Source organism: Micromonospora sp. WMMD754, from assembly GCF_049315235.1.
Taxonomy (GTDB): domain Bacteria; phylum Actinomycetota; class Actinomycetes; order Mycobacteriales; family Micromonosporaceae; genus Micromonospora; species Micromonospora sediminicola.
The window spans coordinates 3,646,078-3,669,933 of record NZ_CP186058.1; the positions used below are offsets into that span (position 1 = coordinate 3,646,078).

The 23,856-nt window shown below is 72.5% G+C and carries 24 protein-coding genes; 15 read left to right on the plus strand and 9 right to left on the minus strand.

The genetic code is table 11. The features are described from left to right. Window positions 1-69: 69 nt before the first annotated feature. Window positions 70-771: a UdgX family uracil-DNA binding protein gene (locus ACN27B_RS17700; RefSeq protein ID WP_099162027.1), complete on the plus strand. Its 702-nt coding sequence runs from the start codon at window positions 70-72 to the stop codon at window positions 769-771. Here ACN27B_RS17700 and ACN27B_RS17705 read toward each other — a convergent pair. Beyond that, window positions 761-1,108 (minus strand): nuclear transport factor 2 family protein, encoded by a 348-nt coding sequence (locus ACN27B_RS17705; RefSeq protein WP_091579749.1) that lies wholly within the window; start codon window positions 1,106-1,108, stop codon window positions 761-763. The genes ACN27B_RS17700 and ACN27B_RS17705 overlap by 11 nt on opposite strands. Before the next feature lie 44 nt (window positions 1,109-1,152). Beyond that, a complete protein-coding gene (locus ACN27B_RS17710) occupies window positions 1,153-1,809 on the minus strand; it encodes a 4a-hydroxytetrahydrobiopterin dehydratase (RefSeq protein WP_099162026.1) in 657 nt (218 codons plus the stop codon). 82 nt (window positions 1,810-1,891) lie between these two features. Here ACN27B_RS17710 and ACN27B_RS17715 point away from each other — a divergent pair, with 82 nt between their 5' ends. From ACN27B_RS17715 to ACN27B_RS17755, 9 genes are all read left to right on the plus strand, one after another. Then, window positions 1,892-2,428: a hypothetical protein gene (locus ACN27B_RS17715; RefSeq protein ID WP_099162025.1), complete on the plus strand. Its 537-nt coding sequence runs from the start codon at window positions 1,892-1,894 to the stop codon at window positions 2,426-2,428. 20 nt (window positions 2,429-2,448) lie between these two features. Next, window positions 2,449-3,591, plus strand: a complete 1,143-nt coding sequence (locus ACN27B_RS17720) for an acyl-CoA dehydrogenase family protein (RefSeq protein WP_281591183.1) — start codon at window positions 2,449-2,451, stop codon at window positions 3,589-3,591. A 69-nt stretch (window positions 3,592-3,660) separates the two neighbouring features. Next, complete coding sequence (locus ACN27B_RS17725) at window positions 3,661-4,956, plus strand: MFS transporter (RefSeq protein WP_099162023.1); 1,296 nt, start codon at window positions 3,661-3,663, stop codon at window positions 4,954-4,956. Between the two features lie 4 nt (window positions 4,957-4,960). Further along, window positions 4,961-5,161, plus strand: a complete 201-nt coding sequence (locus ACN27B_RS17730) for a DUF3046 domain-containing protein (protein ID WP_091579728.1) — start codon at window positions 4,961-4,963, stop codon at window positions 5,159-5,161. Between the two features lie 185 nt (window positions 5,162-5,346). Further along, the gene (gene recA / locus ACN27B_RS17735; RefSeq protein WP_099162022.1) at window positions 5,347-6,396 is read left to right on the plus strand and encodes a recombinase RecA; all 1,050 of its coding nucleotides are present in this window, start codon (window positions 5,347-5,349) and stop codon (window positions 6,394-6,396) included. Window positions 6,397-6,407: 11 nt separating this feature from the next. Then, window positions 6,408-7,100, plus strand: a complete 693-nt coding sequence (locus tag ACN27B_RS17740; protein ID WP_099162021.1) for a regulatory protein RecX — start codon at window positions 6,408-6,410, stop codon at window positions 7,098-7,100. Window positions 7,101-7,136: 36 nt separating this feature from the next. Then, window positions 7,137-7,838: a 3-keto-5-aminohexanoate cleavage protein gene (locus ACN27B_RS17745; protein ID WP_422741031.1), complete on the plus strand. Its 702-nt coding sequence runs from the start codon at window positions 7,137-7,139 to the stop codon at window positions 7,836-7,838. Between the two features lie 784 nt (window positions 7,839-8,622). Then, window positions 8,623-10,389 carry a ribonuclease Y gene (gene rny / locus ACN27B_RS17750; RefSeq protein ID WP_099164716.1) on the plus strand — a complete coding sequence of 589 codons (1,767 nt, stop codon included), beginning with the start codon at window positions 8,623-8,625 and terminating at the stop codon, window positions 10,387-10,389. 299 nt (window positions 10,390-10,688) lie between these two features. Continuing rightward, window positions 10,689-11,579: a hypothetical protein gene (locus tag ACN27B_RS17755; RefSeq protein WP_422741032.1), complete on the plus strand. Its 891-nt coding sequence runs from the start codon at window positions 10,689-10,691 to the stop codon at window positions 11,577-11,579. 54 nt (window positions 11,580-11,633) lie between these two features. On the opposite strand, the gene ACN27B_RS17760 is transcribed toward ACN27B_RS17755, so the two are convergent. From ACN27B_RS17760 to ACN27B_RS17775, 4 genes are read right to left on the minus strand one after another with little or no spacing between them, the layout of a single operon-like run. Then, on the minus strand, window positions 11,634-12,602 hold the full coding sequence (locus ACN27B_RS17760) for an amino acid ABC transporter permease (protein WP_099162018.1): 969 nt from the start codon (window positions 12,600-12,602) through the stop codon (window positions 11,634-11,636). Beyond that, the gene (locus tag ACN27B_RS17765) at window positions 12,599-13,306 is read right to left on the minus strand and encodes an amino acid ABC transporter permease (RefSeq protein WP_099162017.1); all 708 of its coding nucleotides are present in this window, start codon (window positions 13,304-13,306) and stop codon (window positions 12,599-12,601) included. Before ACN27B_RS17765 ends, ACN27B_RS17760 begins: the two co-directional genes overlap by 4 nt. 36 nt (window positions 13,307-13,342) lie before the next feature. Further along, window positions 13,343-14,218, minus strand: coding sequence for a glutamate ABC transporter substrate-binding protein (locus ACN27B_RS17770; RefSeq protein WP_099162016.1), 876 nt, complete (start codon window positions 14,216-14,218; stop codon window positions 13,343-13,345). A gap of 52 nt (window positions 14,219-14,270) precedes the next feature. Beyond that, entirely contained in the window at window positions 14,271-15,026 is a 756-nt protein-coding gene (locus ACN27B_RS17775; RefSeq protein ID WP_099162015.1) for an amino acid ABC transporter ATP-binding protein, read from the minus strand. A gap of 199 nt (window positions 15,027-15,225) precedes the next feature. Between ACN27B_RS17775 and selD the strand changes: the two genes are divergently transcribed. Both selD and ACN27B_RS17785 read left to right on the plus strand, forming a co-directional pair. Further along, window positions 15,226-16,215, plus strand: coding sequence for a selenide, water dikinase SelD (gene selD, locus ACN27B_RS17780; RefSeq protein WP_422741033.1), 990 nt, complete (start codon window positions 15,226-15,228; stop codon window positions 16,213-16,215). A gap of 212 nt (window positions 16,216-16,427) precedes the next feature. Beyond that, window positions 16,428-16,907 (plus strand): hypothetical protein, encoded by a 480-nt coding sequence (locus ACN27B_RS17785; protein WP_091579700.1) that lies wholly within the window; start codon window positions 16,428-16,430, stop codon window positions 16,905-16,907. A 54-nt stretch (window positions 16,908-16,961) separates the two neighbouring features. Here the strand turns inward: ACN27B_RS17785 and ACN27B_RS17790 are convergent, their stop codons facing one another. After that, a complete protein-coding gene (locus ACN27B_RS17790) occupies window positions 16,962-17,189 on the minus strand; it encodes a DUF2277 family protein (protein ID WP_422741034.1) in 228 nt (75 codons plus the stop codon). Window positions 17,190-17,241: 52 nt separating this feature from the next. Here ACN27B_RS17790 and miaB point away from each other — a divergent pair, with 52 nt between their 5' ends. Then, window positions 17,242-18,741 (plus strand): tRNA (N6-isopentenyl adenosine(37)-C2)-methylthiotransferase MiaB, encoded by a 1,500-nt coding sequence (miaB, locus tag ACN27B_RS17795; protein ID WP_422741035.1) that lies wholly within the window; start codon window positions 17,242-17,244, stop codon window positions 18,739-18,741. Window positions 18,742-18,837: 96 nt separating this feature from the next. Here miaB and ACN27B_RS17800 read toward each other — a convergent pair whose 3' ends face one another. Together ACN27B_RS17800 and ACN27B_RS17805 are read right to left on the minus strand one after the other, a co-directional pair. Beyond that, complete coding sequence (locus tag ACN27B_RS17800) at window positions 18,838-20,478, minus strand: cellulase family glycosylhydrolase (RefSeq protein ID WP_422741036.1); 1,641 nt, start codon at window positions 20,476-20,478, stop codon at window positions 18,838-18,840. Between the two features lie 330 nt (window positions 20,479-20,808). Further along, window positions 20,809-22,017, minus strand: coding sequence for a DUF349 domain-containing protein (locus ACN27B_RS17805; RefSeq protein WP_091579685.1), 1,209 nt, complete (start codon window positions 22,015-22,017; stop codon window positions 20,809-20,811). 201 nt (window positions 22,018-22,218) lie between these two features. Here ACN27B_RS17805 and ACN27B_RS17810 point away from each other — a divergent pair, with 201 nt between their 5' ends. Both ACN27B_RS17810 and miaA read left to right on the plus strand, forming a co-directional pair. Next, a complete protein-coding gene (locus tag ACN27B_RS17810) occupies window positions 22,219-22,938 on the plus strand; it encodes a class III extradiol dioxygenase subunit B-like domain-containing protein (protein ID WP_422741037.1) in 720 nt (239 codons plus the stop codon). Continuing rightward, window positions 22,821-23,852: a tRNA (adenosine(37)-N6)-dimethylallyltransferase MiaA gene (miaA, locus tag ACN27B_RS17815; protein ID WP_422741038.1), complete on the plus strand. Its 1,032-nt coding sequence runs from the start codon at window positions 22,821-22,823 to the stop codon at window positions 23,850-23,852. The genes ACN27B_RS17810 and miaA overlap by 118 nt, the downstream gene beginning before the upstream one ends. Window positions 23,853-23,856: the final 4 nt, after the last annotated feature.

A 23,856-nucleotide genomic window follows, 5' to 3' on the forward strand; every position in this document is an offset into this window, starting at 1 on the left:
GGGCCCCGCTCGACGTCCTCGCGGCAGGGCGGTCGCGTGGGGCGCGGCGGACGGGGTAGAACGGTCGGCATGGCCGAGACCGACAGCGCGCCCGGAGCGCAGGAGTTCATCCCGCCACGGGCGGACACCATCGACGAGCTGCGCGCCGCGGCGGCCGGCTGCCGGGGCTGCGAGCTGTACCGGGACGCGTCGCAGACCGTCTTCGGGCGCGGTGACGAGCACGCCCGGGTGGTCTTCGTCGGCGAGCAGCCCGGCGACGTCGAGGACCAGAAGGGACTGCCGTTCGTCGGCCCCGCCGGCCGCCTGCTGCGCCGGGCCGTCGACGACGCCGGCCTCGACCCCGGCCAGATCTACCTGACCAACGCGGTGAAGCACTTCCGCTTCGAGCGGCGCGGCACGCGACGCATCCACCAGACGCCGGACCGGGTGCACATCACCGCCTGCCGGCCCTGGCTGGTCGCCGAGTTCGCCCGGCTGCACCCGGACGTCGTGGTGGTGCTCGGCGCCACCGCCGCCAAGGCGCTGCTCGGCCCCACGTTCCGGGTGACCCGGCAACGCGGCGAACTGCTGCCGTGGCCGGCGGCCGCACAGCACCCGGAGGACTTCGCCCGGGTGCCGGTGGACCGGACCGGCGCGGTCGCCGACGCGCCGGCGACCCGGCTGCTGGCGACCATCCACCCCTCCGCCGTGCTGCGCGCCGACAACCAGGACGTCGCGTACGAGGGGCTGGTCGCCGACCTGAGGGTGGCCGCCGGGGCGCTCAAGAAGTGATCTTGCCGAACACGTCCTTGGCGACGATCCGCCCGTCGCGGACCCGGTAGACGTCCAGCCCACGCAGCACCGTGCCGTCCTCGGCCGGAGGCCACGCCCACTCGCAGACCGCACGGTCGTCGGTGGCCCAGACCGCGCCGAGCGCCGGACCCTCGCCCGAACCCGACTGCCCGGCGAGGACGGCGACGACGGCGGCCCGCCCGCGTACCGTGCCGGCCGGCCCGTCCCAGGCGTTCGGGCAGTAGCTCACGTCCTCGGCCAGGCAGCCGGACATGGCCGCCAGGTCACCCCGTGACCAGGCGGCGTTGAACTCCTCGATCAGCGCGCGTGCGTCCACACCGGCACGCTAGCGTCGCCTCGCCCGGCCGTCGCCCCGGTTTCTCAGTCGCGTCCCTGCCAGGTGCAGAGACAGACCCGGTTGCCGTCCGGGTCGGCCAGCACCCAGAAGTGCGGGGCCTCCGCGTCGCTGACCAGCGTGCCGCCGGCCGCCAGCGCGGCCTCCATCCGCGGCCGGACCTCGGCCGGGTCGACCCAGACGTCCGGGTGCCAGCGCTGCCGGGGCTCGTCGCGCCCGGAGGACTGGAACCAGACGGTGGGCAGCGCGCCGGCCGGGTCGCGCACCTCGTCGTCGGCGGCACCCGGACCGTCCGGGCGCTCCGCGGCCAGGACCGCCTGCCAGAACGGCAGCACCGCGGCGTGCTCCGGGCTGTCCAGCGCGAGCTCCAGCCGGGACAGCCCGGCGTGAGACAGGGACAGGCCGGCGTCCGCGGCGAGCGCCGAGATCGTCCGGGCCAGCCGCAGGTCACGGCCCGTCACCCCGCCCGCGTCGTGCGACCACAGCCGCACGTCGACGTGGGTGTAGCGCAGGTCCAGGTCGGGATGGTGGTCGACCCGCTCGGCCTCCGCGCCGACGGCGGCCACCAGCGCCAGGCCGGCGGCGAAGTCCGGGGTACGGATGCGGGTGTGCAGCGCGCCGAGCAGGAAGGTCCACCCGTCCAGCCCCGCGTCGGCGACCTGCTTCCCGGTCAGTGTGCTCATCCCGACATCCTGACGGGCGGTACGGCCGCCGGCCACCCTCCACAGGGGATTGCCGGCCGGCGCGCGGGGGTACCGCCCGTGCATGGCCGCCTCGACCCGTCGCACCACCCCGGTACGGCTCGGCGCACCCGGCCCGTACGTGCTCGCCATGACGGTCGCCACCCTCGCCTGGCTGCCGGTGCGGATCTGGGAGGAGTGGCACGGCTCCCTGCCGGTCGCGGTCGTCCGGGCCGGCCTGTCCGGGGTGATCTGGGGCTTCGTGTTCCTCTTCGTGCTGAACCGGTGGGGGCGACCCCCACGCACCGCCGCCGAGGAGGACCGGACCTCCGCCTGGCTCCGCACCGAGACCGCGTTGCGTCGCGGCGAGCCGCCCGCCGACGGGGCGGATCTCGCCGCGGTGCGGGACAACCTTCCCGGGGTACGCCGGGGAGCCCTGCTCGGGGCCGTGGCGGGCGCCGTCACGCTCGGCGTCCTGATCGGGTTCGCCGTGCACGTCGGCCGGGAGGCCACCGCGATCGGGTTCGGGGTGGTGCTGGTCGCGGTGCTGGCCGTGGCCGCCCGCACGAGGCACCGGGAACGCCGGCTGCGAGCGCGGCTCGCCTCTGTCCAGGGCGGGTGAGCGGTGCCAGACTGGCCGGCATGGAGCAGCATCTCTACGAGCCCGTCCACGAAGAGTTCCGGGACCTGTGCCGGCGGTTCCTCGCCCGGGAGGCCGTGCCGCACCACGAGCGGTGGGAGGCCGACGGGATCGTCGACCGGGAGGTGTGGCGCGCCGCCGGCGCGGCCGGGCTGCTCGGGCTCGACGTCGACCCCGAGCACGGTGGCGGCGGTCAGCGCGACTTCCGCTTCCACGCGGTGCTCGACGAGGAGATCATCTCGGCCGGCTGCACCGGTCTGGGCTTCGGGCTGCACAACGACGTGGTGGCGCCGTACCTGACCGAGCTGACCACCGACGACCAGCGCAAGCGCTGGCTGCCCGGTTTCTGCTCCGGCGACCTGGTCACCGCGATCGCGATGAGCGAGCCGGGCGCGGGCAGCGACCTGGCCGGCATCCGCACCACCGCCGTGCGCGACGGCGACAGCCTGGTCCTCAACGGGCAGAAGACGTTCATCACCAACGGCGAGCTGGCCGACCTGGTGGTCGTGGTGGTGAAGACCGCGCCGGAGCAGGGCGCGCACGGGGTCAGCCTGGTCGTGGTGGAGAGCGGCACGCCGGGCTTCGGCCGGGGCCGCCGGCTGGCCAAGGTCGGCCTGAAGGCCAACGACACCGCCGAGTTGTTCTTCGACGACTGCCGGGTGCCGGCGGAGAACCTGATCGGCACCGAGAACCACGGCTTCTACCACCTGATGGCCAACCTGCCCCGGGAGCGGCTGAGCATCGCCGTCGCCGCGGTGGCCGCCTGCGAGAAGCTGCTCGCGCTCACGCTGGAACACGCCCGGTCCCGGGAGGCGTTCGGTCGCCCGATCGGCCGGTTCCAGCACAACCGGTTCCTCCTGGCCGAGCTGGACACCGAGATCACCATCGCGCGCACCTTCGTGAACCACTGCGTCGCCGAGTTCAACGCGGGCCGGCTCTCGGTGACCGACGCGGCCAAGGCCAAGTGGTGGACCACCGAGCTGCAGACGAAGGTCGCCGACCGGTGCGTGCAGCTGCACGGCGGCTACGGCTTCATGCTGGAGTACCCGGTGGCGAAGGCCTGGCTGGACAGCCGGGTGCAGACGATCTACGGCGGCACCACCGAGATCATGAAGGAGATCATCGGCCGGGGTCTCGGCCTGTAGCGAAACCGGGTTGCCGGTCGAACGGACCGGCGGGAGAGGATGGGGCATCCGTCCTCACCAGGAGCGCGCATGTCCACCGACCTGACCGCGCCGGCCCCACCCCGGCCCGACGTCGCCGGCATTCAGCGACGTACCCTCCGCCTGCTCTTCCTCACCCAGATCATCGGCGGCACCGGCGTCGCCATCGGCATCTCGGTCGGCGCGCTGCTCGCCGCCCGGGTCGCCGGCACCGCCCTGGCCGGGGTGGCGCAGAGCGCCGGGGTGGTCGGGGCCGCGCTGCTCGCCGTACCGGTCACCCGGCTCATGACCGCCCGTGGACGCCGGCCCGGCCTGGTCGCCGCGTACCTGGTCGGTGCGGTCGGTGGTGTGCTGGTGGTGGTCGCGACCGCGACCCGGGTGGTGCCGCTGCTCTTCGTCGGCATGCTGCTGTTCGGCGGCGGCACGGCGGCCAACCTCCAGGCCCGCTACACGGCGGTCGACCTGGCCGAGCCGCAGCGCCGGGGTCGCCAGCTCTCGCTGGTCGTCTGGGCCACCACCATCGGCTCGGTGGCCGCGCCGAACTTCGCCGCGCTCGCCGACGACACCACCCAGGGCTGGGGGCTGCCGACGCTGGCCGGCCCGTTCGCCTTCAGTGCCGTCGCGTTCACGCTGGCCGCCGCCGTACTCCTGGTCCTGCTCCGGCCGGACCCGCTGCTCACCGCGCGCCGGCTGGCGGCGCCCGAGGTCGGCGTCGCCCCGCCGGTCGCCCGTCGCGGTGGCATGGTCGCCGCGTGGCGCACGGTACGCCGACGGCCGGCCGCCCGCCTCGGCATCGCCGCGGTCGCGGTGGGGCACCTGGTGATGGTCGCGGTGATGTCGATGACCCCGGTGCACCTCGGTGAGTGGCACTCCGACGCGGACGTGCTGTCGGTGGTCGGCATCGTGCTCAGCCTGCACATCGCCGGGATGTACGCGCTCTCGCCGGTGACGGGCTGGCTCACCGACCGGCTGGGTCGGCGGCCGGTGATCCTCGGCGGGGTCGCGCTGCTGCTGGCGGCGTGCGCGGTCGCCGGCACCGCCGGGCACCACACGCCGCCGCTCGCGGTGGGGCTGGCGCTGCTCGGGCTGGGCTGGTCGGGCACCATGGTGGCGGGCTCGACGCTGCTGTCGGAGTCGGTGCCGACCGCCGACCGGCCCGGTGTGCAGGGTCTGTCCGACCTGCTCATGGGGCTGGCCGGGGCGGGCGCGGCGGCGGTCAGCGGGTTCGTCATGCAGGCGGTGGGGTACCCGACGCTCACCGTGCTGGCAGCCATCGCGGTGGTGCCGCTGGCGGCGCTGGCGCTGCGGGGCACCGGCGGGGACGACACACTCGACGAGGAGGACTGAACAGGTGCGGCTGACCGACTTCTGGGCGCGGCTGGAGGAGGCGTTCGGGCCGGGGTACGCGGCCAGCCTCGCCAGCGACCAGGTGCTGTCCCAGCTCGGCGGCCGGACCGTCGAGCAGGCCCTCGCCGCCGGTGAGGAAACGCACGTGGTGTGGCGCGCCGTGGTGGCCGCCTATCCCGACCGGGTGCCCGCGCGACTACGCTGAGCAGCCTTTTCCCCGGTTCCGCGTGTCGCTTGCCCAGTCGTACACCTGTTCGGCTATTGTCCACAGCGGGGTGCTCGTCCACAGCTCACGGCCCGTCGGCTGGTTTTCTGTCGGACCCAGCGCCTAGCGTGTCCCGCGTGACGCGAAGCTCAGGAAAGACGCCGGCGAAGGCAGGGGTGGCAACCATGGCGGCAGGGCCTGACCGGGAGAAGGCGCTAGACCTTGCTCTCGCTCAGATCGACAAGCAGTTCGGCAAGGGTTCGGTGATGCGGCTGGGGGAGCGGCCCGTCGTGCAGACGGCGGTCATCCCGACCAGCTCCATCGCGCTCGACGTGGCGCTCGGCGTGGGCGGTCTGCCCCGCGGCCGGGTCGTCGAGATCTACGGTCCGGAGTCCAGCGGTAAGACCACGGTCGCCCTGCACGCGGTGGCCAACGCCCAGCGGGCCGGCGGCATCGCCGCGTTCATCGACGCCGAGCACGCGCTCGACCCGGAGTACGCACGCGCCCTCGGCGTCGACACCGACGCCCTGCTGGTCTCCCAGCCGGACACCGGCGAGCAGGCGCTGGAGATCGCCGACATGCTGGTCCGCTCCGGCGCGATCGACATCATCGTGATCGACTCGGTCGCCGCCCTGGTGCCGCGTGCCGAGATCGAGGGCGAGATGGGCGACAGCCACGTCGGCCTCCAGGCCCGGCTGATGAGCCAGGCGCTGCGGAAGATCACCGGTGTGCTCAACAACACCGGCACCACCGCGATCTTCATCAACCAGCTCCGCGAGAAGATCGGCGTGATGTTCGGCAGCCCGGAGACCACCACCGGTGGTCGGGCGCTGAAGTTCTACGCCTCGGTCCGGCTCGACGTGCGCCGCATCGAGAGCCTCAAGGACGGCACCGACGTGGTCGGCAACCGCACCCGCGTCAAGGTCGTGAAGAACAAGGTCGCGGCGCCGTTCAAGCAGGCCGAGTTCGACATCATGTACGGCAAGGGCATCTCCCGCGAGGGCTCGCTGATCGACGTCGGCGTGGAGCAGGCGATCATCCGCAAGTCCGGCGCCTGGTACACCTACGACGGTGACCAGCTGGGCCAGGGCAAGGAGAAGGCCCGCGAGTTCCTCCGCGAGAACCCGGACGTGGCGGCCGAGATCGAGAAGAAGATCCTGGAGAAGCTCGGCGTCGGCACCGGTGGTGCGGGCGACGCCGCCGGCGGCCCGGAGCTGCCGCCGGTCGACTTCTGATCCGCTGACCCGTGGCAGGACGACGCGCCCGCACGGGGCGGGGCTGGGATGCCAGCCCACCCCGTGCGGGTGACGACACCGGTACGCCCCGGCCGCGCCGTGGGCGCCGTGGTCGCGCGGCGGAGCCCGAATCCGGGGAGGCTCCGGCTCCGCCGCGCGACGAGGCGGAGTTGGCCCGAGAGATCTGCCTGCGGCAGCTCGCGGTGCGGCCCCGCACCCGGGCCGAGCTGGCCGGCGCGCTGGCCCGCAAGGGCATCTCCGAGGAGACCGCCGAGCAGGTGCTCGACCGCTACGACGAGGTCGGCATCGTGGACGACGCCGCCTTCGCCAGGGCCTGGGTGAGCAGTCGGCACGCCGGGCGAGGGCTGGCCCGTCGGGCGCTCGCCAACGAGCTGCGACAGCGAGGCGTCGACGGCGAGGTGGCCGGTGAGGCGCTCGACGGGATCGACGAGGAGACCGAGGCGGACACCGCCCGTGCCCTGGTCGATCGGAAGCTGCGCACCGCCCGGGGCGAGCCCGACGCGGTGTTCCGGCGTCTGGTCGGGATGCTGGCCCGCAAGGGCTACCCGGCCGGGGTGGCGATCCGGGCGGTGAAGGACGCGCTCGCCGCGCAGAGCGCCGAGGCGGCCGAGTTCGCCGAGCACATCGACGCCGACGCGCTGGCCGACGCCGAGCACGACCTCGACGCCCGCCGACTCGACTGAGGGCACTGCGGCCCTCGGGGGAAGGGAGCGTGCGTCGTGCTGAAGGCGTGTCTGAACGGCGGACGGCGGCGGGACGAGCACCCGGCCGTGCCGCTCACCCCCACCGAGCTGGCGGACGACGCCGTCCGCTGCGCGAGCGCGGGGGTGGCGGCGGTGCACATCCATCCTCGGGACGACGCCGGTGCCGAGTCGCTCGATCCGGCCGTGATCGGCGCGGCGGTCAGCGCCGTCCGCGTGGCCCGTCCCGGCCTGCCGGTCGGGGTGAGCACCGGCGCGTGGATCCTTCCCGACCCGGTGGAGCGGGTGGCCGCCGTCCGGGCCTGGACGGTTCTGCCCGACTTCGCCTCGGTCAACGCCCACGAGCCCGGCGCGGCGGAGGTCGCGGCCGCCCTGCACGAGCGCGGCGTGATGGTCGAGGCCGGGATCTGGACGCGGGAGGCGGTCGACGCCTGGCGCCGCTGGCCGACGCCGACCGGGCGGATCCTGGTCGAGTGCATGGCCGAACGGGTGGGCAGGGCGCTCGCCGACGCGGCCGCGATCCTCGCCGCCCTGCCCGGCGGGGGTCCGCCGGTGCTGCTGCACGGCGAGGGTCCGGCGACCTGGCCGGTGTTCGGCGAGGCCGTGCGCCGAGGTCTGCACACCCGGATCGGCCTGGAGGACACGCTCCTGCTGCCCAACGGCAGCCCCGCCCCGGACAACGCGACCCTGGTCGCCACCGCCCGGTCGCTCACCCGCTGACCTCGGCGCTGCCCCCGCCGGGCCCGGCCTGCACCGTCCCGGCCAGAGCTGTCGTTTCTGATCAAGGAGTTGGCGTCGGCCGGGACCGCCGACGCAGACGCCAACTCCTTGATCACCGAAGTGGGGCGTGGGTCCGGAAGGCGGTCGGCCGGATGCGGGTTGAGCAGCACGGGAAGGTCACGGTGAGGTGACGAGGGGCGGGTTTTGTCCGCGCGTGTCCGGCATCTGATCGACGCCGTGTGACCGGGCAACTTCTCTCCGTCCGGGTGGTTTGATCATGACTTCTTGACCGAAGGGCCCCTCGCGACCTAGCCTCGCCATACAGGCTCACTTTGCCCGACCAGCGCAGGCTAAGCGCACAACATAGATCGCGTAACAGAACAGCATCACTTTGGCCAGCTTCACCGGCCCCTTGACGGCCGCTCCGGACCCGGTCCGGAGCGTCCGACAACTGCAACCGGCCGCCGGCGGTTCCCGTGAGGGGCACCGCCGACGGAAAGCTACCCACAGCCAGCCGCTCCGGTCGGGCGTCCAGAGCCGCAGGTGCGTGCCCCTTCGCGCGCGTCCTGCGGCGCCGACGTTCAGGGGAGGCGGCCATGGCGGGGCGGCACAGGTTCACCGGCGGTCTGCCACACGGTCCCGGCCGTTCCTCGCCGGGCGACCGCGCACGACAGGCCGGTGAGCCACGACAGGCCGGTGAGCGACCACGCGCCGGTGAACCACGGCCGGTCGGCGAGGCGCGGCGGGTCGGCGGCGGGGCGACGTACCGGTGCGGAGCGACGGCATGAGCGCCTTCGACGTCGTCCTGCTCGTGGTGGTCCTGCTGCTCGTCGTGGTGGTGGTCGGCGCCGTGCTGTTCGGCGTGCGCACGCTCCAGCGGCTCAGCCTGGCCCCGGCGCCGGAGGACCCGGCGTTCATCGCGGAGAAGGACCGGCAGGAGCAGTCCCTGGCGGCGCTGCGCAGCGCCGCCGACGAGGCGAACAGCACCATCGACGTGGCGAAGTCCGCCGCCGCCGCGGCGCGTACCGAGGCGGCGGCGGCGAAGGCCGAGGCGAAGGCGGCGCGGGCCGAGGCGCGGCGGGTGCTCGACGACGCCCGGGCCGAGGCCGACACCGTGCTGGAGCGGGCCCACAAGCAGGCCGAGGCGGACGCCGAGCAGTTGCGCGCCACGGCGCGGCGCAGCGGCGAGCGCGAGGTGGCGGTGCTCGCCGCCACCACCCGGGAGCAGGCGGCCGAGGTCGAGCGGCGGGCCGCCCGGATGGACGAGCGGGAGCGGCTGCACACCGAGGAGGTGGAGCGGCTGGCCGAGCGGGAGCGGCAGCTCACCGCGGCCACCGCGGCGCTCGCCGCCCGGGAGGCGGCGCTGGCGGAGCGCGAGCGGGCGCTGACCGAGGTGGAGGAGCAGCGTCGCCGCGAGCTGGAGCGGGTGGCCGGGCTGACCGCGGAGTCGGCCCGCGCCGAGCTGGTCGAGTCGATCGAGGGGCAGGCGAAGCGGGAGGCGGCGCTGCTGGTCCGGGAGATCGAGTCGGACGCCCGGGGCACCGCCGAGCAGCGCGCGCGGCACATCGTCGTGGACGCCATCCAGCGGGTCGCCAGCGAGCAGACCGCGGAGAGCGTGGTCAGTGTCCTGCACCTGCCCGGCGACGAGATGAAGGGGCGCATCATCGGCCGGGAGGGGCGCAACATCCGGGCCTTCGAGTCGGTCACCGGCGTCAACCTGATCATCGACGACACGCCCGAGGCGGTGCTGCTCTCCTGCTTCGACCCGGTCCGTCGGGAGGTCGGCCGGCTCACCCTGGAGAAGCTGGTGCTGGACGGGCGCATCCACCCGCACCGGATCGAGGAGGTCTACGACCTGGCCCGGCAGGAGGTGGAGGAGCTGTGCCACCGGGCCGCCGAGGACGCGCTGGTCGAGGTCGGGATCACCGAGATCCACCCGGAGCTGGTCACCCTGCTGGGCCGGTTGCGCTACCGGACCTCGTACGGGCAGAACGTGCTCAAGCACCTGGTCGAGACCGCGCACATCGCCGGCATCATGGCCGCCGAGCTGCGGCTGGACGTCCCGACGATCAAGCGCTGCGCGTTCCTGCACGACATCGGCAAGGCGCTCACCCACGAGGTGGAGGGCAGCCACGCCATCATCGGCGCGGACCTGGCCCGCAAGTACGGCGAGACCGAGGACGTGGTGCACGCCATCGAGGCGCACCACAACGAGGTGCCGCCGCAGACCATCGAGGCGGTCCTCACCCAGGCCTCCGACGCCTGCTCGGGCGGGCGGCCCGGGGCGCGGCGGGAGAGCCTGGAGGCGTACGTCAAGCGGCTGGAGCGGATCGAGGAGATCGCGGCCGGCAAGCTCGGGGTGGAGAAGGTCTTCGCCATGCAGGCGGGCCGGGAGATCCGGGTGATGGTCAAGCCGGACGACGTGGACGACATCGGCGCGGCGGTGCTGGCCCGGGACGTGGCCAAGCAGATCGAGGAGGAGTTGACCTACCCGGGTCAGATCCGGGTGACGGTGGTGCGCGAGTCCCGGGTCACCGAGATCGCCCGCTGACCACGTTCCGCGGGGTGATCGTCAGATGACGCGAAACGCGGTATTCGTCATTTGACGGGTCGGGCGGCGGACCGCGACGGTCGGGCGTCCGCCGCCGCTGGCTGGGGATATCGTCCGACAGCTATATGAAGTGGGCCGTATCGTACGCTTTCTGCCCGTGAGCGCACCTTCACCGTGAGCGGGTGCCCGCCGGATCACCGATCGACGTACGTTGCCTCGAGTACGGAACCGACGTCTCGAGGCGACGTGCGACGCCTCGGAGAACCGGAGGAAAGATGCGGATACGTACCTGCGCTTCGATGCTCTTCGCGGCGGTCACCGCAGCGGCGGGAGTCGCCCTGCCGGGCTCCTCGGCCGCCGCCGCGCCGTCGTGGAACTGTTCCACCCCGGTGGTCGCCCACACCTACGACAGCGACAGCTCGGGCGGGTGGTGGAACGTCGACGTCTCCATGTCGTGCACCGGCTCGGCCGGCGCGCGAACCTACTCGGTCTACGCGTACAAGCGTCCCAGCGGAGCCGAACTCTTCCACGATTCCGCGCTCACCAACGACCAGACCTATGCGGTGAGCTTCACCATTCCCGCCGCACCGCTCGGCAGCGCCGACAGCGCCTGCGTCGTGGCGGACAGCAAGGTCGAGGTTCCCGAACTCCCCGGTGACAGCGGCAGCAAGAACGTCTGCTGGCCGCTGTCGTGGGGTTCGGCCGCCACCGCGTCGAGCGCTCCGGCCGGGGTTGGCGGTGCCACGTCGGCCGCGACGACGGTGCTGGCCGGCGCCGGCACTCGGGGCGACTCGGGGACGACCACACGCGCGGGGGCGTCTCGGTCGGGACCGGCCGCGAGCGGCGCGTCGGCGGCCGATCCGCCCTTCTGCCAGACGCTGGGCTCGTCCTGGTCGACGTCGACCCAGGGCCGCAGCGGCACCGTCACCGTGAACGGCCGCTGTGACGTGTCCCGGGCGGACTATCAGGCCGACATGTATGTCAACGGGGAGTTCTGGGTCCGGAAGACCGGCTCGGTGAGCGGAGTGGGCGACGGCGGGCACACCATCACGCTCGACGTCCCCACGATGCCGGCACCGAACGATTCCCGCGGGAACTTCGCCTGGGTGAAGGTGTCCTACACATCGGGGGCAACCTTCGCCAACGCCTGGGAGGAAGAACTGGGCTACCTGCCCTGCACTGGTTGTTGAGCCGGCGCTGCGACGTGGCCGGTCCGGACCGGACCGGCCACGTCGCGCGTGCGGTCAGTGGCCGCCGGCGCCCTCGGCCTGGGACATGAGCGCGGCGGGCGGTGGCGTGGGCGGCGTGGTGCCGGTGGTCCGGCGCCCGCGGGAGAGGCGACGCTCGGCGTACTGGGCCAGCTTCGACAGCGAGTAGTTGATCGCGATGAACAGCACGGCGATCACCACGTAGACCTGGATCGGGTTGCCCAGCACGCCGATGATCTGCTTGCCGATGTTGAGCGTCTCCTCGTAGCTGATGATGAAGCCGAGCGAGGTGTCCTTGAGTACCACCACGAGCTGGCTGATCAGCGCCGGCAGCATGATCCGGAAGGCCTGCGGCAGCAGGATCAGCCCGGTGGTCTGGAACGGGGAGAGTCCGATCGCGGCGGCCGCCTCCGCCTGGCCCCCGGGCAGCCCCTCCATGCCGGAGCGCAGGATCTCGGCGATGACGACCGCGTTGTAGACGGTGAGGCCGATGACGAGGTACCAGAGGTTGTCGAACGAGACACCGAACTCGGGGAAGCCGCGTGCCACGAAGAAGATGGTGAGCACGACCGGAAGGCCGCGGAACACCTCGACACAGATCCGGGTGATCACGGACAGCGTCCAGCTCAACCCGCGCAGGAGGTAGGCCAGTGGGGTGGCCAGGCCGGTGAAGCGCCGTCGGGTCAGGCTCTTGAGCTGGATCCGCAGCACGGCGATCAGGGTGCCGACGACGAGCGACGCGACGATGGCCAGCGCGGCGGCGACGAGAGTGTTCTTGAGGCCGACCCAGAGCCGCTCCCAGACCTGGGAGAAGTTCTCGTTCGAGGGGTCGATGAGCGGGCCCCACAGCTCCATCGAGAGCTGGCCCTTGTCCGCCAGCGGCCGGTAGATCAGCAGGTACGCCCCGGCCAGCAGCACCACGACCGCGATCAGGCTGCTGATGAGCGTGATCCGCCGCTGGCGCGGCCCGGGGACGTCGTAGAGGACGCTGGTCTGCCGGCTCATCGGGCCACCGCCTGTCGCTTCTCGATCCGGTCCAGCAGGGCGCCGAGCGGCACCGTCATGATCAGGTAGCCGACGGAGATGCCGATCGCCACCGGGATGAAGGCGTAACCACCGGCCGAGGTGAGCTGGTCGGCGGTCTGCGAGAGGTCACCTACGACGCCGAAGAAGCCGACCAGGGCCGAGTTCTTGATCATCGCGATGATGACCGAGCCGAGCGGTACCACCGACGCCTTCCAGGACTGCGGCAGCACCACGTAGCGCAGGTTCTGACCGAAGGTCAGGCCCAGCGAGCGGGCGGCCTCGGCCTGGCCGGCGGGCACCGCGTTCACGCCCGAGCGGAGCGCTTCGCAGACGAACGCGGCCGTGTAGAGCACCAGCGCGATCAGCCCGAACCGGAAGTAGGGCAGGTCCGTACCGAGCCGGCTGAAGATCGCCTCCAGCCCGGGAATCCGCAGGAAGTCCGCGTTCGAACCGAGGGCCGGCAGACCGAACGCGGCGAAGAACAGCACCACGGTCAGCGGCATGTTCCGGAAGATGTTCACGTAGGTGGTGCCGACGGCGCGCAGCGGTGGCACCGGCGAGATGCGCAGCACCGCCACGACGGCGCCCAGGATCAGGGCGCCGATCGCGGCGAGCACGCAGATCTGGAGGGTGAGCCAGAACCCGCCCGCGAAGACGTCGAACTTGTCGATGAGCACATTCACGGGTCGGTTTCCTCCCCACCCTCCGGATCGGACGGATCAGTAACGGTTGACGGTCGGCGCGTCGCCCAGCGTGGCGCCGAACTTGCCGGCGGTGTCGTCCCACGCCTTCTTCCAGCTGCCGTCCTGGAAGGCCTTCTCCAAGGTGTCGTTGATGAAGTCACGGAAGTCGGTGTCCTCCTTCTTGACACCGATGCCGTACGGCTCCTTGGTGAAGTTGTCGCCGGCCATCTTGAAGGACGCCTCGTCCTTGGCGATGTAGCCCAGCAGGATGACGTTGTCCGTGGTCACGGCGTCGACCTGCTTGCCCTTGAGGGCGTCGCGGCACTTGTCGTAGGTGTCGAAGAGCACCAGCTGGGTGGCGACGTCCTTGACGTACTTCTTGATCTCCTCGGCCGGGGTGGAGCCGGTGACCGAGCAGACCTTCTTGGTGCCGTCCTTGAACGAGTCCGGACCGGTGATCGCGGCCTCATCCTTGCGGACCATGATGTTCTGGCCGGCCTCGTAGTACGGCCCGGCGAAGGCGATGCGCTCCTTGCGCTTGTCGTTGATCGTGTAGGTGGCCGCGACCAGGTCGACGGTGCCGTTCACGATGACGTCCTCACGGACCTTCGACGGGGTCTCAACGTACTCGATCTTGTCCTCGGGGATGCCGAGTTCCTTGACGATCAGCTTCGCCACCTCGACGTCGAAGCCCTCGGGCTTGCCCGACAGCCCCTTCTGGCCGAAGCCCGGCTGGTCGAACTTGGTGCCGACCTTGATCTTCTGGGCCTTGTTCAGCCGCTCCATCGTGCTGCCGGCCGCGAAGTCCTTGCTGCCGGCGCCGGTGCCCTCGTCGCCGTCGCCACCGCAGGCAGCCAGGCCGAGCGCCAGAGTCGCCGCCGCGGCCACCGCCGCCACGCGCTTGTAACGCATACTCATCTCCTTCTTCGACGGAGCCGCCCGGGGACGACTCCACTACGGACGCTCAGTGCGTGAGGATCTTGGAGAGGAAGTCCCGGGCCCGCTCGCTGCGCGGGTTCGCGAAGAACTCGTTCGGCGGGGCGTCCTCGACCAACTGCCCGTCGGCCATGAAGACCACCCGGTTCGCCGCGTGCCGGGCGAAGCCCATCTCGTGGGTGACCACGACCATGGTCATGCCGTCGCGGGCCAACGACGTCATCACGTCGAGCACCTCGCCGACCATCTCCGGGTCCAGCGCGCTGGTCGGCTCGTCGAAGAGCATCGCCTTGGGCTGCATGGCCAGCGCGCGGGCGATGGCCGCCCGCTGCTGCTGGCCGCCGGAGAGCTGGGCCGGGTACTTGTCCGCCTGGTTGGCGATGCCGACGCGGTCGAGCAGGGCCAGCCCGCGCTCGCGGGCGGCGGCCGGCTTCTCCTTGCGCACCTTGACCGGCCCGAGCGTGACGTTCTCCAGGATGGTCTTGTGCGCGAAGAGGTTGAACGACTGGAACACCATGCCGACCTCGCTGCGCAGCTTGGCCAGGGGCTTGCCCTCGGCCGGCAGCGGCTGCCCGTCGAACGTGATGGTGCCCTCGTTGATCGGCTCCAGCCGGTTGATGGCGCGGCACAGCGTCGACTTGCCGGAGCCGGACGGGCCGATCACGACGACCACCTCGCCCCGGCCGACGGAGAGGGACACGTCGTCGAGCACGTGCAGCGGCCCGAACCACTTGTTGACCCCGTCGAGCACGATCAGCGGGTCGCCCGTCGTCACGTCGTCCACCGTCCCTGTCGTCAGTGCCGGAACGGGGGGTCGGTCGACCCCCCGGTTGGGCAACTGTAGGCGGCCTGATGTGGCAGAACGCAACCCAGATGGTCACGGAGCGGTAACACCGGTCACCGGCGTGCCGGCGCGTCCGAATTCCGTCACCGACCGGTGCGTCCGAGTGGCGGTGGCGCCCTGTCACGGAGATCATGAGGCGATGACCGATGCGATCCGGCTGACCGACTACGCCCGCGGCGGCGGCTGCGCCTGCAAGATCCCGCCGGGGGAGCTGGAGGCGATGGTCGCCGGGCTCGGCGCCACCGGCGGCTCCACCGACCTGCTGGTCGGCCTGGAGAACGGCGACGACGCCGCGGTGGTCCGGCTGGACGAGCGGACCGGCCTGGTCAGCACCGCCGACTTCTTCACCCCGGTGGTCGACGACGCGTACGACTGGGGGCGGATCGCCGCGGCCAACGCGCTCTCCGACGTGTACGCGATGGGCGGCACCCCGCTGGTCGCGCTCAACCTGCTCTGCTGGCCGCGTGGCGTGCTCCCGCCGGAGCTGGCGCGCGAGGTGCTGCGTGGCGGCCTGGACGTGGCCCGGGAGGCGAACTGCCACCTGGCCGGCGGGCACAGCGTGGACGACGACGGCCCGAAGTACGGCCTGGCGGTCACCGGTGTGGTCCGGCCGGAGGAGCTGATCACGCTGGACGCGGGCCGGGCCGGCCTGCCGCTGTCGTTGACCAAGCCGCTCGGCGTCGGCGTGCTCAACACCCGGCACAAGCAGACCGGCGAACGGTTCGCCGAGGCGGTGGCGTCGATGGCCCGGCTGAACCGGGACGCGGCCCGGGCGGCGGTGGACGCCGGCATCCGCTGCGGCACCGACGTGACCGGCTTCGGCCTGCTCGGGCACGCCTCGAAGCTGGCCCGCGCCAGTCGGCTCACGGTGGCGATCGACATGGCGGCCGTGCCGTACCTGGCGGGCGCGCGGGAGGCGCTGCGGGACGGGTACGTCAGCGGCGGCACCCGGCGCAACCTGGACTGGGTCACCCCGTGGACCGACTTCGGCGCCGCCGACGAGTCCGAGCGGCTGCTGCTGGCCGACGCGCAGACCTCCGGCGGCCTGCTGGTCGCGGGGGAGGTGCCGGACGGCACCGTGATCGGCGAGCTGCTGCCGGCCTCGGACCACCTGATCCGGCTCCGCTGAGCGTCGCCGCCTCGGCGCGGCAGGACGCGAACGCGGCACGATACCCGATAAACTGTCATCTTCCCGCTACTCAGGGCAACGTCGCCCGGGGAAATTTTGCCCGGAATGGTCACAGACCGGTAACTTGCCCCCGGCTGAGGTCAAATGCACCCCACCATCGATACAGAGGCCCGATCCGGAGGCCGGTGGAACGAGCGCAGCGAGGAGGCGGCATGACCGAGCTGTGGAACTGGAGAATCGACGGCGGTACGCCGGTGGAGGTCTACCCGGCGTTGGCCGAGGCACTCGGCCGGGTGGTGATGCCCCTGGCCGTCGCCGACCCGGTCCGGCTCCCCGCGTACGCGGTGGTCTGCGACGTGTGGGAGGCGCCCGGGGTGTACGGCACCGTGGTCGACTGTTACGGCGTGCCCGAGCGCCTGCCCGAGCTGCCCGCCCTCGCGGCGCTGGCCCGGGTGCTGGGCCGCAACTGCCTGATGCGCGACGACACGCTCGACGCCGGCCGGCACCTGCTGGTCGCCCCGGACGGCACGATCCGCCCGGTGCACTTCGACGTGGCCGACACCGACGACGGGGAGGTGCTCAGCCACCACCGGCTCTGCACGGTCGCCGACGCGCGCTGCCGGGGCTGGTCGCAGTGCCACCGGTCCCGCTGGGCCCCCGACTCGATCGCCCCGGCGCTCGCCGCCGCCTGAACCCGGCCGCTCGCCGCCGCGTGGACCGGCGGCGAGCGACACCCCCTTCCGGGCTCAGCCCCGGGCCGCCGGCTGCTGGCCGCGGACCACGAGCTGGTCGAGCAGGGTCGCGGTCGCGGCGGCCACGGCGTCCACCGCGGCGTCGAACGCGGCCGCGTTGTGGGCCGCCGGGGTGCGGAAACCGGAGATTTTCCGGACGTACTGCAACGCGGCCGCCCGCACGTCGTCCTCGGTCACCACCGGGACGTACGGCTCACGCAGGGTCTTGATGCTCCGGCACACGGCTCCTCCTCGTTCGATCCGACCTGCTCCACCCGGATAGTCTGTCCGGGTCATGACTACCGCAGCCGCGGGCAGCCCGCGCACCTACCAGGTGCGCACGTACGGCTGCCAGATGAACGTGCACGACTCCGAGCGCATCTCCGGCCTCCTCGAGGACGCCGGCTACGTGCGTGCCGCCGAGGCCGACGAGCAGCCCGACGTGGTGGTGTTCAACACCTGCGCGGTCCGGGAGAACGCCGACAACCGGCTCTACGGCAACCTGGGTCATCTGCGCCCCGTGAAGGCGAAGCACCCCGGGATGCAGATCGCCGTCGGCGGCTGCCTGGCCCAGAAGGACCGCGGCGAGATCGTCCGCAGGGCGCCCTGGGTGGACGTGGTCTTCGGCACGCACAACATCGGCTCGCTGCCGGTGCTGCTGGACCGGGCCCGGCACAACACCGCCGCCGAGGTGGAGATCCTGGAGTCGCTGGAGGTCTTCCCCTCCACGCTGCCGACCCGGCGCGAGTCGACGTACGCCGGGTGGGTCTCCATCTCCGTCGGCTGCAACAACACCTGCACGTTCTGCATCGTGCCCTCCCTGCGCGGCAAGGAGAAGGACCGCCGCCCCGGCGACGTGCTCTCCGAGGTGCGCGCGCTGGTCGACGAGGGTGTGCTGGAGGTGACCCTGCTCGGGCAGAACGTCAACTCCTACGGCGTCGAGTTCGGCGACCGGTACGCCTTCGGCAAGCTGCTGCGCGCCTGCGGCGACATCGACGGGCTGGAGCGGGTCAGGTTCACCAGCCCGCACCCGAAGGACTTCACCGACGACGTGATCGCCGCGATGGCCGAGACTCCGAACGTCTGCCACTCGCTGCACATGCCGTTGCAGTCCGGCTCCGACGACGTGCTGCGGGCCATGCGCCGCTCGTACCGGTCGGAGCGCTACCTGGGGATCATCGAGAAGGTCCGGGCGGCGATGCCGGACGCGGCGATCACCACCGACATCATCGTCGGCTTCCCCGGCGAGACCGAGGCCGACTTCGCGCGCACGCTCGACGTGGTCCGCGAGGCGCGGTTCTCCTCGGCTTTCACGTTCCAGTACTCCAAGCGCCCCGGCACCCCGGCCGCGACCATGGACGACCAGCTGCCCAAGCAGGTCGTGCAGGAGCGGTACGAGCGGTTGATCGCCTGCGTCGAGGAGATCACCTGGGCGGAGAACAGGAAGCTGGTCGGGGAGACCGTCGAGGTGCTGGTCGCCGTCGGCGAGGGGCGCAAGGACGAGCGCACCGGCCGGATGTCCGGCCGGGCCCGCGACGGCCGGCTGGTGCACTTCGCCACCGGTGAGCTGGCCGGGCAGATCCGCCCGGGCGACATCGTGCACACCACCGTCACGTACGCGGCCCCGCACCACCTCAACGCCGACGGGGCGCCGCTGGCGCACCGGCGTACCCGGGCCGGCGACGCGGCCGAGGCGGGACGTGCCCCGCGTACGCCGGGGGTGCTGCTCGGGCTGCCGACGATCGGCGCGCCGGCCCCGACGCCCGCCCCCACCGGCGGCTGCGCCGCAACCTGACCCCCTGTGTAAGGAAGGGCCCCCTTTTAACACTTGGTGTTAAGAGGGGGCCCTTCCTCTACCGGAGGCGTTAAGAAGGGGCCCTTCCTTACACCCTCAGCAGGCGGTGCCGTTGAGCTTCACGGTGGCGGGGGTGGCGGCGGTGCCGTTGGCGGTGAAGCCGACGGTCACCGAGGCCCCCGGCGCCAGCGACGACGCCCACGCGGGCGCGGCGGCCGTGACCGTGGTGCCGGACTGCGTGACGGTCGCGTTCCAGCCGCTGGCGAGGGTCACCCCGGACGGCCAGGTCCAGGTGGCCGACCACGGGTTCACCGCGGCGGTGCCGGTGTTCTTCACGGTCAGCTCGCCCTGGAAGCCGCCCGCCCAGGCGTTGACCTGCTTGTAGCTGGCCGTGCAGCCGCCGCTGGGCGCCGGCGTGGTCGGCGTCGGGGTCGGCGTGCCGGTGGGCGTCGGCGTGGGGGAGCCGGTGCCGGTCGGCGTCGGGGTCGGGTTGCCGCCCCCACCGGTCGGCGGGATCAGGTAGGGCTGGAGGATGTCCTGCTTCGGCTGGTTGATGGTGGTCCAGTCGTCGTTGGCGATGCCGCCGGTGTCACCCGAGTTCGGGTTCCACGACCAGTAGGTGAACGACATGCCGTTCACGCCGGTGCCGGTGTAGGCCATCAGGTTCTGCAGCCAGATCTTGTCCTTCGGATCCTGGAGCGTGGTGCCGAACTCGCCCATCATGATCGGCGCGATGTTCTGCTTGTAGAGGTAGCCCCAGTACTTGTCCCAGATGGCCGGCATGTTCGCCGGGTACGACGGGTCGTCGAACCACGCCTGGCGGTAGACCGACGTGGCGTACTCGTGCGGCGAGTAGACCAGCCGGTTGGCCACGTTCAGCCGGACCGGGAACTGCCCGGCCTTGGACAGGTTGCCGCCCCACCAGCCGCAGTCCTCGTCGTTGCTGGGGTCGTTGTCCCAGACGTTCGACAGGCCGCCGCTGGGGCAGCTCACCCCCTCCACGAAGATCAGCCAGTTCGGCTGCACCCCGAGGATCGCGTTGCCGGCCCGCTCGGCGGCGAGCCGCCAGTCCCGGGTGGTGTCGCCGCAGCCCCAGCAGGCGCCGGTGGCGGCCGGGTTGGTCCCCTCGGCGTGCGGCTCGTTGTGCAGGTCCGCGCCGATCACCGTGGGGTTGTTCGCGTACCGCTGGGCGAGCGTCTTCCAGTCGTTGATCCAGGTCGCCTCGGAGACGGTCGAGGTGTACCAGAGCGGCGACTGCCCGGCCGACGTCGGCCGGTGCCGGTCCAGGATGACCCGCATCCCCTTGCTGCCCGCGTAGTCGATGACCTTGTCCAGGATCTGCAACGGGGAGAGTCCGACCAGGTCGGGGTTGACGAAGTCGTTGATGCCGGTCGCCGTCGCACCGGGCTTGAGCGCGTCGTTCGAGTACGGGATGCGCAGCGTGTTGTAGCCCAGCCGGGCCATGGTGTCGAGCTGGGACCGCCACGGGTTGCTCGACCACAGGCCGTGGAACGTCTTGTTGTCGGTCTCCATCCCGAACCAGTTGATGCCGGTCAGCCGGACTGTCGCGCCGGTGCTGTCGACGATCTTGTTGCCGCTGGTGTGCAGGTAACCGGTGCCGGTGCCGCCGGCGGCGGCGGCGGCCGGGGTGGTGGCGACGGCGGCGGCGACGAGGACGCCGGCCGCGGCGGTGGCGAGCGCCGTCAGGGCGCCGCCGAGGGCGGTGCGTCGGTGCATGGAAGCTCCACTTCGGATGCCCGCGCCGCGCAGGCGCCGCGGGCGGCAGGACCAGGAGGCACGTCCCGCTCGTCATCGAGTACGCGCGCAGCGCGCGCCGGGCCGTGTCGTGTGGACGGCCACCCGCGAGATGTCACACCGGCGATCGTCGACGGCGAGATCAGCCGTCGGTGCCCTCGTGCCGGTGCCTGAACCTGGCTCCGCCGCTCATTCTGATCAGCCCGCCTCGATGCGTCAACCCGTCCGGGACGCAGGTGAGCCCCCGGCCGGACCGGCCGGGGGCTCACCCGAGGTGTCTGTCCGCCGGCCTGCCCGGCCGGGGTGCGTCCGTCAGCCGGCCTGCTCGGCCAACTGGAGGAACTGCCGCTTCGAGGCGAGCGCCTGCTCGGCCTCCTTGACCCGGCGGGCGTCGCCGGCGGCCTGGGCCCGGGCCAGCCGGTCCTCGGCCTCGGCGACCTGCGCGCGCATCTGGGCGAGCAGCGGGTTGTCCTCCTTGGAGGTACGCCGCCACGCCGAGTCCATGACCTCGCGGACCTTGTCGTCCACCGCCCGCAGCCGGCGCTCCAGCCCGGCGGCGGCCTCGCGGGGCACCCGGCCGGCCTCGTGCCACTGCGCCTGGATCTCCCGCAGCTTCGCCTGGGCGCCCTTCGGGTCACCGTCGACGTCGAGCGCCTCGGCCTCGGCCAGCAGCGCCTGCTTGCGCTCCAGGTTGGCGCGCTGCTCGTTGTCCCGCGCGGAGAAGACCTCGCTGCGCCGGGTGAAGAACTCGTCCTGCGCGGCCCGGAACCGTTCCCAGAGCTTCTGCTCGGCCTCCTTGGCGGCGCGCGGCGCGGCCTTCCACTGGGCCATCAGGTCCTTGAGCTGGCCGGCGGTGGCGCCCCAGTCGGTCGACTCCTTGAGCTTCTCGGCCTCGGCGACCAACTCCTCCTTGACCGTCTGCGCCTGCTTGCGCTGCTGGTCGAGGGAGGCGAAGTGGGCGCCCCGGCGGCGGGTGAAGCCGTCCCGCGCCGCGGCGAACCGCTTCCACAGCTCACCGTCGGCCTTCTTGTCGACGCCGCGGATGGTCTTCCACTCGTCGAGGATCTCCTTGAGCCGGTCGCCGGCGGTCTTCCAGCCGGTCGACTCGGCGGCCAGCTTCTCGGCCTCCTCGACCAGGGCGGTCTTGCGCGCCAGGGCCTCGCCCCGGGCCGCCTCGCGAGCGGCCTTGGCCTCGCCGGCCTTCTCCTCGGCGACCGCGGCCAGCTTGTCCAGGCGGGCGGCCAGGGCGTCGATGTCCCCGACCACGTGCGCCTCGGCCAGCGACCCACGGATCCGCCGGATCGTGGTCAGCGAGTGGCCGGCGTCCGCCGCGCCCGAGTTGAGCCGGGCCTCGGTCAGGTCCACCTCGGTCACCAGGTCGGCGAAGCGGCGGGCGAAGTGGGCGAGCCCTTCCTCCGGGGCTCCCGCCTGCCAGGATCCGACCACCCGCTCGCCCTCGGCGGTCTTGACGTAGACGGTGCCGTCCTCGTCCACCCGTCCGAAGGCAGTCCAGTCGCTCATGTGCCCATCCTCGTTCTCCCGGCGTCGAGGGACCGGCCCCCGGTCGCCGCCACGGCGCAGCAAACTTTCTCCCGGCATTGTCACAGGTCCGCCCCCGTCCGTGTCGAGCGCCTGTCGTCGACCGTGACCATACGGTGTCGTACGCCCTCGATGACCGGATCGGCGCGGGGACGCACCGGGTGATCCCGATAGGTTGGAGCCGTGTCCCTGGTCGCCGCCGCCGTCTGCCCCCATCCGCCGCTGATCGTGCCCGAGCTGGCCGGCGCCGCCGCGCCCGAGCTGGACGACCTGCGCGCCGCCGCCGACGTGGCGATCGCCCGGCTGCTCGCCGCCGAGCCCGAAGCGCTCCTGCTGGTCGGCGGTGGGCCAGCGAGCCGGACCTTCAACGCCGCCGACTCGGGTTCTCTCCGTGGCTACGGGCTCGCCCGACCCGTGCGGCTGTGGAAGACGGCCTGCTCAGGGGCGGAGGTGTTGCCGCTGAGCCTGACCATCGGCGCCTGGCTGTTGAACCGCTCCGGCACCGACCTGCCCCGGCTCGCCCGGTCGGTCGCCGTCGACGCCGCCCCGGCCGACGCGGTGGCGCTGGGCGCGACGCTGCTCGCCGACGACGACCCCCGGTGCGCACTGCTCGTGCTCGGCGACGGCTCCGCCTGCCGCGGCGTCAAGGCTCCGGGGTACGACGACCCGCGCGCGCAGGCGTACGACGAGGGGGTCGCCGCGGCCCTGGCCGGCACGGACGTCGAGGCGCTGCGCGGCCTGGACCCGGTGCTCTCTGCCGAGCTGCGGGTCGCCGGGCGGTCGGCGTGGCAGGTGCTGGCCGGCGCGGTCGAGGCGGCGGGCGGCGACTGGCGCGGCGAGGTCAGCTACCAGGAGGCCCCGTACGGCGTTGCCTACTTCGTGGCGAACTGGGAGCGGGTGTGAGCGCGGGCGACACCGTCGTGGCGGTGGTGGGGCCGACCGCGGCCGGCAAGTCGGCGTTGAGCATCGCGCTGGCGCACGCGCTGGGCGGAGAGGTGGTCAACGCCGACTCGATGCAGCTCTACCGGGGGATGGACGTCGGCACCGCCAAGCTGACCCCGGCCGAGCGGGAGGGCGTGCCGCACCACCTGCTCGACATCTGGCCGGTGACCGAGCCGGCCAGCGTCGCGGAGTACCAGAAGCTGGCCCGCGCGGCGGTCGACGACATCCTGGCCCGGGGGCGGGTGCCGCTGCTGGTGGGCGGCTCCGGGCTCTACGTGCGGGCGGTGCTGGAGCAGTTCGAGTTCCCCGGCACCGATCCGGCGCTGCGGGAACGGCTGGAGGCCGAGTTGGCCGAGGTCGGCCCCGCCCCCCTGCACGCCCGGCTGGCCCAGGCCGACCCGCGGGCGGCGGCCGGCATCCTGCCCACCAACGGCCGGCGGATCGTCCGGGCGCTGGAGGTGGTCGAGCTGACCGGCGCGCCGTTCACCGCGTCGCTGCCGGCGCCCACGCCGTACTACCCGTCGGTGCAGCTCGGGGTGGACCTGGACACCGCGCTCCTGGACGAGCGGATCGCCCTGCGGGTGGACCGGATGTGGGCCGACGGCCTGGTCGAGGAGGTACGCGCGCTGGTCGACGCGGGGCTGCCCGAGGGGCGTACGGCCAGCCGGGCGCTCGGCTACCAGCAGGTGCTGCGCTTCCTGACCGGCGAGCTGACCGAGACGCAGGCGTACGAGGAGACGATCCGGGCCACCCGCCGCTTCGTCCGCCGGCAACGTTCGTGGTTCCGGCGTGACCCGCGCGTCCACTGGCTGGACTCGGCCTCGCCCGCGTTTCTCGACACTGCCCTGCGGGTGGTCGCCGAGCATCGGCGATGATGGG

Coding starts and splice junctions, on each gene's coding strand:
- ACN27B_RS17725 (WP_099162023.1), top strand. CDS start 3,661: ATGTCCACCGACCTGACCGCGCCGGCCCCACCCCGGCCCGACGTCGCC.
- ACN27B_RS17755 (WP_422741032.1), top strand. CDS start 10,689: ATGCTCTTCGCGGCGGTCACCGCAGCGGCGGGAGTCGCCCTGCCGGGC.
- ACN27B_RS17760 (WP_099162018.1), bottom strand. CDS start 12,602: ATGAGCCGGCAGACCAGCGTCCTCTACGACGTCCCCGGGCCGCGCCAG.
- ACN27B_RS17710 (WP_099162026.1), bottom strand. CDS start 1,809: ATGAGCACACTGACCGGGAAGCAGGTCGCCGACGCGGGGCTGGACGGG.
- miaB (WP_422741035.1), top strand. CDS start 17,242: ATGACTACCGCAGCCGCGGGCAGCCCGCGCACCTACCAGGTGCGCACG.
- ACN27B_RS17720 (WP_281591183.1), top strand. CDS start 2,449: ATGGAGCAGCATCTCTACGAGCCCGTCCACGAAGAGTTCCGGGACCTG.
- recA (WP_099162022.1), top strand. CDS start 5,347: ATGGCGGCAGGGCCTGACCGGGAGAAGGCGCTAGACCTTGCTCTCGCT.
- ACN27B_RS17805 (WP_091579685.1), bottom strand. CDS start 22,017: ATGAGCGACTGGACTGCCTTCGGACGGGTGGACGAGGACGGCACCGTC.
- ACN27B_RS17770 (WP_099162016.1), bottom strand. CDS start 14,218: ATGCGTTACAAGCGCGTGGCGGCGGTGGCCGCGGCGGCGACTCTGGCG.
- selD (WP_422741033.1), top strand. CDS start 15,226: ATGACCGATGCGATCCGGCTGACCGACTACGCCCGCGGCGGCGGCTGC.
- ACN27B_RS17700 (WP_099162027.1), top strand. CDS start 70: ATGGCCGAGACCGACAGCGCGCCCGGAGCGCAGGAGTTCATCCCGCCA.
- ACN27B_RS17800 (WP_422741036.1), bottom strand. CDS start 20,478: ATGCACCGACGCACCGCCCTCGGCGGCGCCCTGACGGCGCTCGCCACC.
- ACN27B_RS17715 (WP_099162025.1), top strand. CDS start 1,892: ATGGCCGCCTCGACCCGTCGCACCACCCCGGTACGGCTCGGCGCACCC.
- rny (WP_099164716.1), top strand. CDS start 8,623: ATGAGCGCCTTCGACGTCGTCCTGCTCGTGGTGGTCCTGCTGCTCGTC.
- ACN27B_RS17785 (WP_091579700.1), top strand. CDS start 16,428: ATGACCGAGCTGTGGAACTGGAGAATCGACGGCGGTACGCCGGTGGAG.